Annotated in this window: 12 protein-coding genes, 3 tRNA genes and 1 pseudogene; 8 read left to right on the forward strand and 8 right to left on the reverse strand. The window is 73.1% G+C overall.

What is annotated here, in order from left to right:
• The 5 genes and pseudogenes from ADL08_RS29270 to ADL08_RS29290 all read left to right on the forward strand — a co-directional run.
• A pseudogene (locus tag ADL08_RS29270) lies at positions 1-760 on the forward strand (DNA polymerase III subunit gamma and tau); the annotation flags it as partial.
• A gap of 61 nt (positions 761-821) precedes the next feature.
• On the forward strand, positions 822-2,072 hold the full coding sequence (gene purD / locus ADL08_RS29275; protein WP_053648289.1) for a phosphoribosylamine--glycine ligase: 1,251 nt from the start codon (positions 822-824) through the stop codon (positions 2,070-2,072).
• A gap of 252 nt (positions 2,073-2,324) precedes the next feature.
• The gene (locus tag ADL08_RS29280) at positions 2,325-4,385 is read left to right on the forward strand and encodes a hypothetical protein (protein WP_053648371.1); all 2,061 of its coding nucleotides are present in this window, start codon (positions 2,325-2,327) and stop codon (positions 4,383-4,385) included.
• Positions 4,386-4,610: 225 nt separating this feature from the next.
• Entirely contained in the window at positions 4,611-6,071 is a 1,461-nt protein-coding gene (locus ADL08_RS29285) for a N,N-dimethylformamidase beta subunit family domain-containing protein (protein WP_053648292.1), read from the forward strand.
• Between the two features lie 129 nt (positions 6,072-6,200).
• Positions 6,201-7,112: a phosphoribosylaminoimidazolesuccinocarboxamide synthase gene (locus ADL08_RS29290; protein ID WP_053648294.1), complete on the forward strand. Its 912-nt coding sequence runs from the start codon at positions 6,201-6,203 to the stop codon at positions 7,110-7,112.
• Between the two features lie 47 nt (positions 7,113-7,159).
• Here the strand turns inward: ADL08_RS29290 and ADL08_RS29295 are convergent.
• The 8 genes from ADL08_RS29295 to ADL08_RS29330 all read right to left on the reverse strand — a co-directional run bounded on the left by ADL08_RS29295 (position 7,160) and on the right by ADL08_RS29330 (position 12,255).
• Positions 7,160-7,235, reverse strand: a tRNA-Gly gene (locus ADL08_RS29295).
• Between the two features lie 22 nt (positions 7,236-7,257).
• A complete protein-coding gene (locus ADL08_RS29300; RefSeq protein ID WP_053648296.1) occupies positions 7,258-7,866 on the reverse strand; it encodes a response regulator transcription factor in 609 nt (202 codons plus the stop codon).
• Positions 7,863-9,320, reverse strand: a complete 1,458-nt coding sequence (locus ADL08_RS29305; RefSeq protein WP_078968525.1) for a sensor histidine kinase — start codon at positions 9,318-9,320, stop codon at positions 7,863-7,865. Before ADL08_RS29305 ends, ADL08_RS29300 begins: the two co-directional genes overlap by 4 nt.
• Before the next feature lie 22 nt (positions 9,321-9,342).
• Positions 9,343-10,146, reverse strand: a complete 804-nt coding sequence (locus tag ADL08_RS29310; protein ID WP_053648298.1) for an ABC transporter permease — start codon at positions 10,144-10,146, stop codon at positions 9,343-9,345.
• Positions 10,143-11,177, reverse strand: a complete 1,035-nt coding sequence (locus ADL08_RS29315) for an ABC transporter ATP-binding protein (protein ID WP_078968526.1) — start codon at positions 11,175-11,177, stop codon at positions 10,143-10,145. The genes ADL08_RS29310 and ADL08_RS29315 overlap by 4 nt, the downstream gene beginning before the upstream one ends.
• A 143-nt stretch (positions 11,178-11,320) precedes the next feature.
• Positions 11,321-11,393 (reverse strand) — tRNA-Gly (locus tag ADL08_RS29320).
• 80 nt (positions 11,394-11,473) lie between these two features.
• Positions 11,474-11,545: transfer RNA gene (locus ADL08_RS29325), tRNA-Gly, on the reverse strand.
• 350 nt (positions 11,546-11,895) lie between these two features.
• A complete protein-coding gene (locus tag ADL08_RS29330; RefSeq protein WP_199837111.1) occupies positions 11,896-12,255 on the reverse strand; it encodes a histone-like nucleoid-structuring protein Lsr2 in 360 nt (119 codons plus the stop codon).
• 356 nt (positions 12,256-12,611) lie between these two features.
• Here ADL08_RS29330 and purS point away from each other — a divergent pair, with 356 nt between their 5' ends.
• Genes purS through purL form a run of 3 tightly spaced genes read left to right on the forward strand, consistent with a single transcriptional unit; the run spans position 12,612 to position 15,807 of the window.
• A complete protein-coding gene (gene purS / locus ADL08_RS29335) occupies positions 12,612-12,881 on the forward strand; it encodes a phosphoribosylformylglycinamidine synthase subunit PurS (protein WP_053648299.1) in 270 nt (89 codons plus the stop codon).
• Positions 12,878-13,558 (forward strand): phosphoribosylformylglycinamidine synthase subunit PurQ, encoded by a 681-nt coding sequence (gene purQ, locus ADL08_RS29340; protein WP_053648301.1) that lies wholly within the window; start codon positions 12,878-12,880, stop codon positions 13,556-13,558. Before purS ends, purQ begins: the two co-directional genes overlap by 4 nt.
• Positions 13,558-15,807, forward strand: a complete 2,250-nt coding sequence (purL, locus tag ADL08_RS29345) for a phosphoribosylformylglycinamidine synthase subunit PurL (RefSeq protein WP_053648303.1) — start codon at positions 13,558-13,560, stop codon at positions 15,805-15,807. Before purQ ends, purL begins: the two co-directional genes overlap by 1 nt.
• Positions 15,808-15,843: the final 36 nt, after the last annotated feature.

Raw genomic sequence — 15,843 nt, forward strand, 5'->3', positions numbered from 1 at the left:
GCCTCAGACCCAGCCGCAGTCCCCCGCGCCCGCCGGCTCCCGGCCCGGCGCCTGGCCCGGGGCGGCCGTGCCCGGCGGCGGTGGTTCCGGCGCCTGGCCCGGTGCGTCTACGCCCGCCCCCGCTCCCGTACAAGCTCCGCAGGCCCCCACGCCCGCACCCGCGCCCGCGTCCGCCCCCTCCGGCGGCGACACCGCCCAGGTGCGGAACCTGTGGCCGCAGATCCTGGACGCCGTCAAGAACCGCCGCCGGTTCACCTGGATCCTGCTCAGCCAGAACGCGCAGGTCGCCGGGTTCGACGGCACCACCCTCCAGCTCGGCTTCCTCAACGCCGGCGCCCGGGACAACTTCGCGAGCAGCGGCAGCGAGGAGGTCCTGAAGCAGGCCCTCGCCGAGCAGTTCAACGTCAACTGGAAGATCGAGGCGATCATCGATCCCTCGGGCGGTGCCGCGCCGCCGCCCGCCGCCGCCAACTTCGGCGGGCGTCCGGTGGCCCCGGCCCCCGCCCCGGCGCCCTCCTTCCAGCAGGCCCCGCCGCCCCCGTCCGTACAGGCGGCGCCCGTTCCCGCCCCGGCGCAGCCCGCGCCCGCGAAGGCGCCGTCCGCGCCCGCGTACACCCCGCCCGCGCCGCGGCCCGTGGCGCCGGAGGACGACGTTCCCGAGGAGGACGACCCCGACCTCGTCGACTCGGCCCTCTCCGGCCACGACCTGATCGTGCGCGAGCTCGGCGCCACGGTTGTGGAGGAATACACGAACGAGTAGGGCCGTCTCGCTCGGTGGCCCGTACGAGGGGCATCCCGTCCCGCGGGCTACCCTGGCTGGCGTGAAGGTCCTCGTCATCGGCGGCGGCGCCCGCGAACACGCCCTGTGCCGCTCTCTCTCCCTCGATCCCGACGTCACCGCTCTGCACTGCGCGCCCGGCAACGCCGGAATCGCGGAGGTCGCGGAGCTGCACGCCGTCGACCAGCTGGACGGCGACGCCGTCGCGCGCCTCGCCACCGAGCTGGACGCCGGCCTGGTCGTCGTCGGCCCGGAGGCCCCGCTCGTCGCCGGCGTCGCCGACGCCGTCCGCGCGGCCGGCATCCCCGTCTTCGGCCCCTCGCGGGAGGCGGCGGAGCTGGAGGGCTCCAAGGCCTTCGCCAAGGACGTCATGGCCGGCGCCGGCGTGCCCACCGCCCGCAGCTACGTCTGCACCGCCCCCGAGGAGATCGACGAGGCGCTCGACGCCTTCGGCGCCCCGTACGTGGTGAAGGACGACGGTCTGGCCGCCGGCAAGGGCGTCGTCGTCACCGACGACGTCGAGAAGGCCAGGGCGCACGCGCTCGCGTGCGACCGCGTGGTCATCGAGGAGTACCTGGACGGCCCCGAGGTCTCCCTCTTCGCGATCACCGACGGCACCACGGTCCTGCCGCTCCAGCCCGCGCAGGACTTCAAGCGCGCGCTCGACGGCGACGAGGGCCCGAACACCGGCGGCATGGGCGCCTACTCCCCGCTGCCCTGGGCCGACCCGAAGCTGGTGGACGAGGTCCTGGAGACCGTCCTCCAGCCGACCGTCGACGAGCTGCGCCGCCGCGGCACCCCCTTCTCCGGCCTGCTGTACGCCGGTCTGGCGATCACGAGCCGCGGCGTCCGGGTCATCGAGTTCAACGCCCGCTTCGGCGACCCCGAGACCCAGGTCGTCCTGGCCCGGCTCGCGACCCCGCTCGCCGGCGTCCTGCTGAACGCCGCCAACGGCACCCTCGCCGACCAGGCCCCGCTCCGCTGGCGGGACGACGCCGCCGTCACCGTGGTCGTCGCCTCCCACAACTACCCGGACACCCCGCGCACCGGCGACCGGATCACGGGCCTGGAGGAGATCGCGGAGCTGGACGCCCCGCACGCGTACGTGCTGCACGCCGGTACGAAGCGGGACGGCGACGCCGTGGTGAGCGCGGGCGGCCGCGTCCTCTCGGTCACCGCCACCGGAACGGACCTGGCGCGGGCCCGCGAGCGCGCCTACGCGGCGGTCGGCCGCATCCGGCTTGACGGTTCCCAGCACCGCACGGACATCGCGCGGAAGGCCGCCGGGGCCTGATATTCCCTGTGACCGATTCGCGCGGCCGTGCGGTGGACCGCACGGCCGCGCGAGCGCCATCACCTTTGCCCAAAGCCATTCCATCGAGTGACGGATGAGCCATCCGGATGACGCCCGCCACCACCCCAACTAGGGTGCGGCGCAGGCGTTCCGGCACTTGGCCCACCGGCATTGCGATGTCAGTGGCGGGTGCCACAGTGGGGGAGTGACCAACACCGCCACAGGCAGTCCCGACCAGGGCAGGAGGGGATGATGAGCGGCGCGTCCGGCACCGGTTCCGCCGTCGGCGAGGAGTGGGGTGCGCGCGCCGCGCGCTCCCGGGCCCTCGCCGTCCTCCGCGTCCGCGGCAGGGCACTGGGCCTCGCGGTGCTCCCTGCCGCGGTCGCCGTCGTGCTGTACGCGGGCGAGGTCACCGGCCACTTCTCGGGTACGGGATGGGGCACGGCCCGCTGGGCCGTGACCGTCCTCGCGGTCGTCGTCCTCCTGGTCGCCGTCGTCGTCGCCCTCGTCGTCGCCCGGGCCCGCCCGGCCGCCACGCCGACGGTGGAGCTGGCCGAGACCGCCGCCCCCGACCTGTACCGGCTCGTGCGGGACCTGGCCGACCGGCTCGGCGTCCCGGCGCCGGCCGCGATAGCCCTGACGCCGGACTGCGACAGCTGGCTGGAGGACCGCACCCACCGGGCCCACCGCACCCACCGGGCCCAGCGGACGCGTCGTGCGGGTGGCGGGACCGGTGCCGCTCCCGTCCTGGTCATAGGCTCGCCCTTCCTCTGGTGGATGCGCGTCGGCGAACTGCGGGCGGTCCTCGCCCCCGTCGTCGCCGGCACGGGACCGGCCGCCCACCCCGACATAGCCGCCGCCCGCCGCTTCGTCCGCGGCCTGGACGCCGCGATCGCCGTGCCCCGGGACCCCGGCCTCGACCCGGTCCGCCGCCTCGGCGCCCACGGCGTCGGGCAGGTCGCCCGCGTCCTGCTGCGCGCCTGTCGCGGGCACGCCGCCGAGATGGAGCGCGGGGTCGCCGCCGCGGGCTCGGAGCGCGCCCAGGAGGTCGACTACGGCGTACGGATCGTGGCGCAGGAGCAGGTCGGCCTGGCCTACGCGGGCTGGGACCGCCTCCTGACCCGGGTCGCGCTGCCCGCCTGGCGCATGGGCCGCTGGCCCGCCAAGCTCGACGCGGGCGTGGTCTCCGCCCTGACCGAGCTGTCCCGCCGCGACCGGCTCGCGGACGGCTTCTCCTCCCGGCTCGGCGAGCGGCCGGCCTGCGACCTCCTGGAGGAGCCGGGTGCGGTCGACGAGGCCGCCTCGCTGCTCGCCGCCCGCCTCTTCCACGGCGGCCCGGCCGCGCCCGGCCCCGACTGGTCGCCGGTGGAGTGGAGCCAGTACCCGGAAGAGGTCGTGGACCGGAAGTGGCGTACGGACGCGGCCCGTCTCCACCAGGTCCTCGACGGCATCGACGCGGCCGCCGCCGCTCCCGGCGCCCCGCCCCCGGCCGACGGCCCGACCCTGGCCCGCGTGATCGACCGCCTGACGACGGCGCCGGCCCCCGGAGCCGTACGGGAAGACCCTTCGGGGGTACGGGAAGACCCTTCCGGGCCGAGGCCCCTTGAGGACCCGGACGGCCCCCCGGCTCCGGGCACGGCTGCCCGGCCGCTCGACGGCCCCTCCGACGCGGGAGGCTCCGGAGACCTGCCCGACCCGGACGACCTCCCTGACACGGCCGGCCCCTCCGACCCGGACGGCCTCCCTGACACGGCCGGCCCCTCCGACCCGGACGGTCACGACGACCCGAGCGGCCCCGCCGACTCAGGAGCCCCCGGCGACCTCTCCGACCCGTACGGGCTCGACGATCTCGACGACGAGCCCCCGGTCAACCCCGCCGCCGACGTGCTCGCCGGTGCCCTCAGCGCCCTGCTCGCCCGTGAGGAGGCCGCGCGGGAGGCCCGGGTCGCCGCCGAGAGCGCCCGGGGCGGCCGGACGGCGGCCGACCAGACGGCGGATCCGGCCACCGCGTACGAGGGCGTCAGCGGCCCCGACGGCCCCCTGCCGCTCTTCCCGCTCCAGCCGCCCCGCAGCGGCCGCGACCTGCTCGCCGACCACGTCACCGCGATGGTCTGCTGCGCGGCCGTGGACACCGCCGAGGCGGCCCCCGGGCTCGACTGGCTCGACGGCCCCGCCCTGCTCCTCGACGGCGAGCGGGCGACGGACCTCGGCCCCCGGGTCCTCTCCCTCGTCGAGGACGGCGACCCCGAGCCCCTGTGGGACTGGCTCGCGCGCACCGGCGTACGCCCCGAGAAGCCCGTACGCCTCGTCTGACGCACCGACCGGGGCGCCTGCGGCGAGGATCCGGGCACGGATCCGCCATGATCCCCGGGCATAGACCGGCGGCACATGCGGAACTCCGGCTTCCACTCTCGTCAATTCACGACGAACGGTGACGGAGTGCGTGCGTTATGTGATGTGCTGGAGGCCATCACTGACAGAAGCACGAATTCACAGGCACTGACCGGCCGACCGGGGGAGTCGAGGGAGGGGCGCAGCATGGGGGCGGACCAGATCAGGCGGTGGGAGTCGGGTGCGCTCGCGCACGCCGTCTCCGATCCCTTCGGCCAGGGCCCGCTGCCCTGGCTGCGCGGCTCGGACAACTACTTCGACGACACCGGCCAGATGGTGCCCTGGTACGCGGACGAGGTCCTGGCCCGGGGCGGCAGCGGCGGCCCCCGCACGGCCGACGACGTCCGGCGCCAGATCAAGGGCTTCGCGTCCGGCGGCGCCGTCGCGCCGGGCGAGTCGATCGACTTCCACGTCACCGTGGACCCGCCGCAGCAGTTCTCGGTCGACATCTACCGGATCGGCCACTACGGCGGTCACGGCGCCGCGAAGATCACCACCAGCCCGCGCCTCTCCGGGATCGTCCAGCCCGCCCCGCTCACCGCCGACCGCACGGTCTCCTGCCACCACTGGTGGCAGTCCTGGCGGCTCCAGGTCCCCGGCTACTGGGCGATCGGCGCGTACGTCGCCGTCCTCACCACCGCCGACGGCCACCGCTCCCACATCCCCTTCACGGTCCGCGACGACCACCCGGCGGACCTGCTCCTCGTCCTCCCGGACGTGACCTGGCAGGCGTACAACCTCTATCCGGAGGACGGGCGCACCGGCGCCAGCCTCTACCACGCCTGGGACGAGGACGGCCGGCTGCTCGGCGAGGAGGACGCGGCCGTCACCGTCTCCTTCGACCGCCCCTACGCGGGCGCGGGACTGCCGCTGCACGTCGGGCACGCCTACGACTTCATCCGCTGGGCCGAGCGCTACGGCTACGACCTGGCGTACGCCGAGACCAGGGACCTGCACGCGGGCCGCGTCGACCCGGGCCGCTACCGGGGCCTGGTCTTCCCCGGCCACGACGAGTACTGGTCGGCGCCGATGCGCCGGGCCGCCGAGCGCGCCCGCGACCTGGGCACCTCGCTCGTCTTCCTCTCCGCCAACACCATGTACTGGCAGGTGGAGCTGGGCCCCTCGCCCTCCGGCGTGCCCGACCGCCTCCTCACCTGCCGCAAGCGCCGGGGCCCCGGCCGGCCCGCGCTCTGGCGCGAGGTCGACCGGCCCGAGCAGCAGCTCCTCGGCATCCAGTACGCGGGCCGGGTGCCCGAACCGCACCCGCTGGTCGTGCGGAACGCCGAGCACTGGCTCTGGGAGGCCACCGGCGCCGGGGACGGCGACGAGATCCCGGGCCTGGTCGCGGGCGAGGCCGACCGGTACTTCCCGCGCACCGCGCTCCCCGAGCACGAGAGCCGCATCCTGCTCGCCCACTCGCCCTACCGGGACGGCGACGGGGTGCTGCGCCACCAGGAGACCTCGCTCTACCGGGCCCCGTCCGGCGCCTGGGTCTTCGCCTCCGGCACCTTCGCCTGGTCGCCCGCCCTCGACCGGCCGGGCCACGTGGACTCCCGGATCCAGCGCGCCACGGCGAACCTCCTCGACCGCATCTGCAAGAGGGACTGACCGCGCACGCGAGGGGACCGACTCCGCAAGCGGAAGACGGCCGGCGCCGTACGGAGAGGCCGCCCGCCGGTGATCCACGCAGGTGCGAGAGAATCGAAGCGCTCCTGGATCAACCTACGCGGAGGAACCGTGTCCGGATTCGTAGAAAAGCCCGAGCCCGTCCAGGTCCCGGGCCTCACCCATCTCCACACGGGCAAGGTGCGCGACCTGTACCGGAACGAGGCCGGTGACCTCGTGATGGTGGCGAGCGACCGCCTGTCCGCGTACGACTGGGTCCTGCCCACCGAGATCCCCGACAAGGGCCGGGTCCTCACCCGGCTCTCCCTGTGGTGGTTCGACCGGCTCTCCGACCTCGTCCCGCACCACGTCCTCTCCACCGAGCTGCCGGCCGGCGCCCCCGCCGACTGGGCGGGCCGCACCCTGGTCTGCAAGTCGCTGAACATGGTCCCGGTCGAGTGCGTCGCCCGCGGCTACCTCACCGGCTCCGGCCTCGTCGAGTACGACGAGTCCCGCACGGTCTGCGGCCTCGCGCTCCCCGAGGGCCTGAGCGACGGCTCCGAGCTGCCCGCCCCGATCTTCACCCCGGCCACCAAGGCTGCCGTGGGCGACCACGACGAGAACGTGTCGTACGAGGAGGTCGCCCGCCAGGTCGGCGCCGAGACGGCCGCGCTGCTGCGCCAGACGACCCTCGCCGTGTACTCCCGGGCCCGGGACATTGCCCGCGAGCGCGGGATCATCCTGGCCGACACCAAGTTCGAGTTCGGCTTCGAGAGCACCCCGGACGGCGACCGGCTCGTCCTCGCCGACGAGGTCCTCACCCCGGACTCCTCGCGCTTCTGGCCGGCCGACCAGTGGCAGCCGGGCCGTGCCCAGCCCTCGTACGACAAGCAGTTCGTGCGCGACTGGCTGACCTCCCCGGCCTCCGGCTGGGACCGCAAGAGCGAGCAGCCCCCGCCGGCGCTCCCGCAGGAGGTCGTGGACGCGACCCGCGCCAAGTACATCGAGGCGTACGAGCTCCTCACCGGCAACACCTGGAGCTAGCACGGCAACGAGAAAGCCCCCGGTCGGATCGACCGGGGGCTTCTTCGTGGAGCGGACGACGAGATTCGAACTCGCGACCCTCACCTTGGCAAGGTGATGCTCTACCAACTGAGCCACGTCCGCATGCGCCGTAACGCAGAGCCCACTATACCCAACCTTTCGCCCGCGCGAGGCGCACCGCCGCGTGACGGTTCTCCGCACCGACCTTCGCGGCGGCCGAGGAGAGGTAGTTCCGGACGGTCCCGGGGGAGAGCGAGGCGCGCCGCGCGATCTCCGCGACGGGGGCTCCGTCGGCGGCGAGTTCGAGCACCTCGGCCTCCCTCGCGGTCAGCGGAGAGTCCCCGGACGCTATGGCGTCGGCCGCCAACTCCGGGTCCACATAACGGTTTCCGGCGTGCACGGTACGGATGAGCTCGGCGAGCCGCTGGGCGCTGACGGTCTTCGGGGCGAAGCCGCGGACGCCCGCCGCGAGGGCCCGCTTCAGGTGTCCGGGGCGACCGTGACTCGTCACGATCATGGCGCGGCAGTCGGGGAGTTCGTCCCGCAGGGCAGTGGCGACCGTCACACCGTCCATGCCCGGCATCTGCAGATCGAGCACGGCGACGTCGGGGCGGTGGGCGCGGGCCATGGCCAGCGCCTCGGGTCCGGTCGCGGCCTCGGCGACCACCACCAGGTCGTCCTCCAGGGCGAGCAGGGCGGCGAGCGCGCCCCGGATCAGGTGCTCGTCGTCGGCGAGCAGTACGCGTACGGTCACGCGACCGTCTCCTCCTTCTCGTGCGTCTCGTGCGTCTCGTGTGCTTCTTGCGTTTCGTGTATCTCGTGCTTCTCGTCCCCTTCGGAATTCCCGTGACCTCCGGGCTTCCCGAACTTCCCTGGCTTCTCGTGTACGGGGTGGGCCGGGGCCGCGGGCTTTCGCGCTGCCCCGCCCCTTCCCGCGCGGGGCAGCGGGACGCGGGCGGTCACGCGGAAGGACTGCGGCGCCGACGGGCCCGCGTCCAGGGTGCCGTCCACCGCGCCGAGCCGCTCCCGCAGCCCGGCGAGTCCGGACCCGGCCCCGCGCCCGCCGCGCCCCACCCTGCCCGGGGCGTCGGCCGCCCCCGTCCCCTCGGAGCCTCCGCCCGTGCCGTTTCCCTCTTCCGCTCCGTCGTTCTCGACGGTGAGCAGCACCGCCCCCGGCTCGGCCCGGAGCACGATCGCGCACCGGCGCGCGTCCCCGTGGCGCAGGACGTTCGTCGTGGTCTCCCGGACCACCCAGCCCAGGGCCGACTGCACCTCGGGGGGCAGGTCGAGCACCGGGGCGTCCACGGCGCAGGCGATCCCGGCGGCCCCGAGCACTCCGCGCGCGCCCTCCAGCTCGACCCGCAGGTCGGCCTCGCGGTAGCCGCGCACGACCTCGCGCACCTCCCGCTGCGACTCCTGCGCTATCCGCTGCACCTCGACCATCTGGTCCACGGCCTCCGGACGCCCGCGCCGGGACAGCTGCACCGCGAGTTCGCTCTTGAGCGCGATCACCGACAGGTTCCGCCCCATGACGTCGTGCAGGTCCCGTCCGAAGCGGAGCCGCTCCTCGGCGACGGCCAGCCGTGCCTTGAGGTCCCGGGAGTTCTCCAGCTCCTTCACGATCCGGAGCAGCCAGGAGGAGAAGCCGCTGGTCGCGGAGACGAAGACGCCGCCGATGAGGACGCCGACCGCGGAACCGGCCGCCACGTCCAGCCCGTTGCCGGCCGCCGCCATCGGGGCGCCGGTGGCGAACGCGGTGCCGAGCACCGCGTACACCATGTGCCGCACCGGGCCGAGACAGAGGACGAGCGCGCAGAGCGTGAAGACGGAGGTCCCCGCGAGGACGGTCACGTTCACTCCCGGCTCGGGCAGTGTCCGGGCCGCCCACAGGAGGTTCAGGACGAGGTCGGCGCCGAGCGTGGTGCCGGCCACCGTGACGGCGAGCCGGACCGGCCGCTCCCGCTTCCCGGTCGCGTGGTCCAGGGCACGGGAGGCGAGGAACGCGCAGAGCACGGCGTGGACGCCGATCCATCCGAGCAGTCCGACCGCGATCTCCGTGGGCAGTTGACTCCGCCCGTCGTGGTTGAAGGGGATGCCGCCGAGCACGAACAGCTCGATCGGCACGAAGAGGTGGAAGGTCCACCGCGTGTACAACTCGACCTTTCCGGCGCTGCTGCGCCGGGACCACCATCCCGTCAGCCTGGACATCGGGCCGCCCCCCTTCCGAGATCTAGCGTCGTGGTTCCCAGCGGAACCACCGGTGGACCGCCCACCCCGTCACGACGCCCCAGGCCACTGTATTGAGCCCGGCGCCCAGCAGGCTCTCCGCTTGCGCGGTGCCGAGCCAGCCGGCCCGGACGAACTCCATCACGCCGCTGAGTGGCAGCAGTCCGCAAAGATCCGCGGCGAGCGGGGGCAGGGCGTCGCGCGGCACGAAGAGGCCCGAGCCGAAGCAGGAGACGAGGAAGAGCGGCAGGGTCGTGAGGCCGGCGCTCTCGACGGAGCGGGTGATCACGGTGGTGAGCGCGGCGAGCCCGGCGAGCAGGACGATCGCGGCGGCGACGCCGAGCAGCAGCAGGTCGGGGCGGGCGGGGGCGGACACGTCGAGGACGGCGACCCCGCCGGCCGTGAGCACGGCGCACTGCGCGAGCGTGATGGCGGTGGCGGGCAGGGCGCAGCCGGTGAGTATCTCCGCGTCGCTCGCCTCGCCGGTCCGCAGCCGCTTGAGGACCAGCTCCTCGCGGCGGGCGACGAGCGCGGAGACGAGGCTCATGTAGGCGACGAGGAGCAGGACCATGCCGGTGCCGCCGATGAGGGTGGCCGCCCCGGCGCCCATCGGCAGGGTCTCGGCGTCGAGCTGGGTGAGCGAGGAGCGCAGCAGGAAGACCATCATCAGCGGCATGAGCAGCGCGATGAAGAGGTTGTTCCGGTTGCGCAGGAGGAGGGTCAGCTCGGCCCGGCCGAGAGCGGTGAGCCGACGGCGGACGGTGGAGGCGGGCCCGGAGACCGGGGGCGTGGTCGTGGCGGTGCTCATCGGGCGTCGGCCTCCTGCCGGTCGGTGCGGGCTGCGGTGTCGTGGGAAGGGGCGTCCTGCGGCAAGCCGTCCTGCATCAGGCCGTTCTGCGGCAGGTCGCCCCGGGACGCCCCTTCGCGCGAGGCGATGTCGAGGAACGCCTCTTCGAGGGAGGCGGAGCGGGCGTCGAGCCCGTCGAGCCGTATGCCGTCGTCCCCGGCCCAGGTGAGGAGCACGGAGAGGTCCTCCTGGAGGTCGTGGGTGCGGATCTCCACGCGGCCGCCGGTCTCGGCGGCCCGCAGGCGCAGTGGGAGGTGGGCGGCCAGAACCCCTTCGGGGAGGGTGAAGCGGATCCGGGCGGGGCGGGCGGCGGTGACCTCGGCCGGCGTGCCGGAGAGCACGATCTCGCCCCGGTGCATGATCGCGAGGCGGTCGGCGAGGGCTTCGACCTCCTCCAGATAGTGCGTGGTGAGGAGCACGGTGGTGCCGCCGTCCCGCAGCTGCCGGACGAGGTCCCAGGTGTCGCGGCGGCCCTCGGCGTCCAGGCCGGTGGTGGGTTCGTCGAGGAAGAGCACCTCGGGGCGGCCGAGCAGCGCGAGCGCCAGGTCGAGCCGCCGCCGCTCGCCGCCGGAGAGCTGCTTGATCCGGACGCGCTCGCGCCCGGCGAGACCGGTGGCGGCGAGCGCCTCCCCGACGGGACGGGCTCCGCTGGTGCACCCCGCCCACATCCGTATGGTCTCGGCCACGGTGAGGTCGGAGGGGAAGCCGCCCTCCTGGAGCATGATGCCGATCCGGGGGCGGACGGCGGACCGCTCGCGGTACGGGTCGTGGCCGAGGACGCGGGCGGTGCCGGCACTGGGGACGGCGAGGCCCTCCAGGAGTTCGACGGTGGAGGTCTTGCCGGCGCCGTTGGTGCCGAGGAGGGCGAAGATCTCGCCCCGGGGGACGGCGAAGGAGATCCCGCGCACGGCCTCGAAGCCGCCGCCGGTCCCCCGGCCGGATCCCTCGGCGTACGTACGGCGCAGGTCGGTCGCCTCGATCGCAGGTGTCATGTGTCCAGACTCCCGGCGGCCGTTGCTCTCCGGCAGTGCGCGCTGTCATGACCCCAGCTGACAAATGTCATGGGAGAGCGGCACGGTAGGAGGGAAACACGACGAAGGCCCCGGTTCCTGAGAACCGGGGCCTTCGCACTCTGAGCGGACGACGAGATTCGAACTCGCGACCCTCACCTTGGCAAGGTGATGCTCTACCAACTGAGCCACGTCCGCATTGCTCCCGACCGGCTTTCACCGGGCGGTGCGTGCACCACTGTACCTGATCCACAAGAGTGGCCGGTCCTACGATGCAGAGCGGGTGACAGGAATTGCACACTGCGCCTTCCCCCTGGAAGGGGGCTGTTCTGCTACTGAACTACACCCGCACGCTGCTTGGAGTGGGGCCTTCCGGCCTCGCCCCTCGGCGTGATCCAGACTCTAGCCGATCACCCGGGGGGCAATGCAAATCGGCTCGGCCTGCGACGACGGGTGGACCCGGCCGGGCGTCCCTGGCCGGGCGTCCCTGGCCGGGCAGGTGCGGCCGAGCGGGCGAGCGAGCGGGTGGACGCGGCCGGGCGGGTGCGGTGCTCGGGCGAGGCGCGGCACCAGGGGAGGGCAGAGGCGCGGAACCCTCCCCGGTGCCCGGTGCCCGGTGCCCGGTGCCCGGTGCCCGGTGCCCGGTGCCCGGTGCCCGGTGCCCGGTGCCCGGTGCCCGGTGCCCGGCGCCCGCCTCGGCTCAGCTCGCCTCGCGGAAGGCCTCGTACACCCGCTTCGGGATCCGGCCCCGGGCGGGCACGTCCATCTTGTTGGACTGGGCCCAGGCGCGGACCGCCGCCGGGTCGGGGGCGAGGTCGGTGTGCGTGTACGCCGCGGCCGTCCGGCCCCGGCCGTCGCCCGCACCCGCACCGGCGCCGATCCGCGCGGGGATCTTGCGGCCGGCCGCGAGGTAGGGCGCGAGGGCCTTGCGGAGTTTCTTTGCATTGGCAGCATTCAGGTCGATCTCGTACATCTTCCCGTCGAGGCCGAACACCACCGTTTCAGCTGCTTCTCCGCCCTCGATGTCATCGGAGAGGGTGACCACCACACGCTGAGCCACGGATATCGGTCCTTTCCTTTGGCCGCCGAGGCCGTAGGTGGCGCTTGTGGCGCCCCTGACGTGCGACGATTCCGACCGTTCGGCTGTGCCGGGACAATGCTGCTTTCTTCTGGAAACCTTTCTACAGCGGCAGGTGTCGCATTGTGAAGCCCTGCCATTTGTTTCAGCGTGTCCCGGCGCAATGTGGTGCGCAATATTTCACGTGAATTTTGCCGTGGAGGGGGTTGGCCGGAGTGTGGCCCAAGAGGCTCTCCTGAACCCCTCTTTTGTAGGATCCTTCAGATCTCTACCCGCGTAGAATTTGGAGGCAGGTACGCTGAAGGAACCGCCCACGCAACACACCACCGGGAGTGCCAGTGGCACGCGTCGTAGTCGACGTCATGCTCAAGCCGGAGATCCTCGACCCCCAGGGGCAGGCGGTGCAGCGTGCACTGCCCCGCCTGGGATTCGCCGGAATCGCCGACGTCCGTCAGGGGAAGCGCTTCGAGCTGGAGGTGGAGGGACCGGTCGACGACGCCGCCCTCGCCCGCATCCATGAGATGGCCGAAACCTTCCTCGCCAACACCGTCATCGAGGACTTCGTCGTGAAGGTGGAGTCCACCGAGACCGCCGGGGCCTCGTCGTGACCGCACGCATCGGCGTCGTCACGTTCCCCGGAACGCTCGACGACCAGGACGCGCTGCGTGCCGCCCGCCTGGCGGGCGCCGAGCCCGTCCCGCTCTGGCACCGCGACAAGGACCTCAAGCAGGTCGACGCCGTGGTCCTGGCCGGCGGCTTCTCCTACGGCGACTACCTGCGGGCCGGAGCCATCTCCCGCTTCTCGCCGGTGATGGAGACGATCATCGAGCAGGCGAAGGCGGGCATGCCCGTCCTCGGCATCTGCAACGGCTTCCAGATCCTCACCGAGGCCCATCTGCTGCCGGGCGCGATGCTGCGCAACAACCACCTCCACTTCATCTGCCGCGACCAGAAGCTGCGGGTGGAGAACGCGGAGACCGCCTGGACCTCGGACTACACCGGGGGCCAGGAGATCGAGGTCCCGCTCAAGAACATGGACGGCCGGTACGTCGCCGACGAGCGCGTGCTCGACGAGCTGGAGGCCGAGGGGCGGGTGGCCTTCCGCTACCTGGACGTGAACCCCAACGGTTCGCTGCGCGACATCGCGGGCGTCACCAACGCCGCCGGCAACGTGGTCGGCCTCATGCCGCACCCCGAGCACGCCGTCGAGCCGCTGGTCGGCACCGGCAAGACCGACGGCCTCGGTTTCTTCACCTCGATCCTCAAGAAGCTGGTCAACGCCTGATGAGCCTCGACACCGTCAAGCACGCGAGCGAGACCCCGGACAGCGAGCAGCCCTGGAAGGAGCTCGGCCTCAAGGAGGACGAGTACGCGCGCATCCGCGAGATCCTCGGCCGCCGTCCCACCGGCGCCGAGCTCGCCATGTACTCCGTCATGTGGTCGGAGCACTGCTCGTACAAGAGCAGCAAGGTCCACCTGAAGCAGTTCGGCGAGAAGATCCCCGCCAACGACGCCATGCTCGTCGGCATCGGTGAGAACGCGGGCGTCGTCGACGTCGGCCAGGGGTACGCGGTCACCTTCAAGGTCGAGTCGCACAACCACCCCTCGTACATCGAGCCCTACCAGGGCGCGGCCACCGGCGTCGGCGGCATCGTCCGCGACATCCTCGCCATGGGCGCCCGTCCGGTCGCGGTCGTCGACCCGCTGCGCTTCGGCGCGGCCGACCACCCCGACACCAAGCGCGTGCTGCCCGGCGTCGTCGCCGGCATCGGCGGCTACGGCAACTGCCTCGGTCTGCCCAACATCGGCGGCGAGGTCGTCTTCGACTCCTGCTACCAGGGCAACCCGCTGGTCAACGCCGGCTGCATCGGCGTGATGAAGCACGAGGACATCCACCTCGCCAAGGCCTCCGGCACCGGCAACAAGGTGATCCTGTACGGCGCCCGCACGGGCGGCGACGGCATCGGCGGCGTCTCGGTCCTCGCGTCCGAGACCTTCGACGACACGAAGCCGACCAAGCGCCCCGCCGTCCAGGTCGGCGACCCGTTCCAGGAGAAGCTCCTCATCGAGTGCACCCTGGAGATCTTCGCGGAGAAGCTGGTCGCGGGCATCCAGGACCTCGGCGGCGCCGGGCTCTCCTGCGCCACCTCCGAGCTGGCCTCCGCCGGCTCCGGCGGCATGCGGGTCGACCTCGAGCGCGTGCACCTGCGCGACGCGACGCTCTCGCCCGAGGAGATCCTCATGAGCGAGTCGCAGGAGCGCATGTGCGCGATCGTCGAGCCCGGCAAGGTCGACCGCTTCCTGGAGATCTGCGAGAAGTGGGACGTCATCGCCACCGTCATCGGTGAGGTGACCGAGGGCGAGAGCCTGGAGATCTTCTGGCACGGCGAGCAGATCGTGGACGTGCCGCCGCGCACGGTCGCCCACGAGGGCCCGGTCTACCAGCGCCCGTACGCCCGTCCGGAGTGGCAGGACGCGCTCCAGGCCGACGACGCCGGCAAGCTGCCCCGGCCCGCGAACGGCGAGGAGCTGAAGGACCAGGTCCTCAAGCTCGTCTCCTCCCCGAACCAGGCCTCGAAGTCCTGGATCACGGATCAGTACGACCGGTTCGTGCAGGGCAACACCGTCCTGGCGCAGCCCGAGGACGCGGGCATGGTCCGCATCGACGAGGAGACCAACCTCGGCGTGGCCATGGCGACCGACGGCAACGGCCGGTACGCGAAGCTCGACCCGTACGCGGGCGCGCAGCTCGCGCTCGCGGAGTCGTACCGCAACGTCGCCGCCTCCGGCGCCAAGCCGCTGGCGATCTCCAACTGCCTGAACTTCGGCTCGCCCGAGGACCCGGACGTGATGTGGCAGTTCGCCGAGGCCACCCGTGGTCTCGCGGACGGCTGCCTCCAGCTCGGCACCCCGGTGACCGGCGGCAACGTCTCGCTCTACAACCAGACCGGTGACGTGGCGATCCACCCGACGCCCGTCGTGGCCGTCCTCGGCGTGATCGACGACGTCAACCGCCGCACCCCGATCGCCTTCGCGGAAGAGGGCCAGCTCCTCTACCTGCTCGGCGACACCAAGGAGGAGTTCGGCGGTTCGGCCTGGTCCGAGGTGATCCACCGGCACCTCGGCGGTCTGCCGCCGGCCGTGGACCTCGACCGGGAGAAGCTGCTCGGCGAGATCCTGATCTCGGCCTCCCGCGACGGCATGATCGACGCGGCGCACGACCTCTCCGACGGCGGTCTCGTGCAGGCGGTCGTCGAGTCCTGCCTGCGCGGCGGCAAGGGTGCGCGCCTGGTCGTCCCCGAGGGCCTGGACGCCTTCACCTTCCTCTTCAGCGAGTCGGCGGGCCGCGCGGTCGTCGCCGTCCCGCGCAGCGAGGAGCTCCGCTTCACCGACATGTGCGGTGCGCGGGGCCTGCCGACGACCCGGATCGGTGTCGTCGACGGGGACGCGGTCGACGTGCAGGGCCAGTTCGCCCTCTCCCTGGAGGAGCTGCGCACGGCCCACGAGGCGACGATCCCGGGCCTGCTGGCCTGACGCGAAGCACAGGGGGAGCCCCCGTCCGGACCTTCG

The sequence above is a fragment of the Streptomyces sp. NRRL F-6492 genome (assembly GCF_001280125.1).
GTDB lineage: Bacteria > Actinomycetota > Actinomycetes > Streptomycetales > Streptomycetaceae > Streptomyces.

Coding starts and splice junctions, on each gene's coding strand:
- ADL08_RS29280 (WP_053648371.1), top strand. CDS start 2,325: ATGAGCGGCGCGTCCGGCACCGGTTCCGCCGTCGGCGAGGAGTGGGGT.
- ADL08_RS29285 (WP_053648292.1), top strand. CDS start 4,611: ATGGGGGCGGACCAGATCAGGCGGTGGGAGTCGGGTGCGCTCGCGCAC.
- ADL08_RS29305 (WP_078968525.1), bottom strand. CDS start 9,320: ATGTCCAGGCTGACGGGATGGTGGTCCCGGCGCAGCAGCGCCGGAAAG.
- ADL08_RS29310 (WP_053648298.1), bottom strand. CDS start 10,146: ATGAGCACCGCCACGACCACGCCCCCGGTCTCCGGGCCCGCCTCCACC.
- ADL08_RS29315 (WP_078968526.1), bottom strand. CDS start 11,177: ATGACACCTGCGATCGAGGCGACCGACCTGCGCCGTACGTACGCCGAG.
- purL (WP_053648303.1), top strand. CDS start 13,558: ATGAGCCTCGACACCGTCAAGCACGCGAGCGAGACCCCGGACAGCGAG.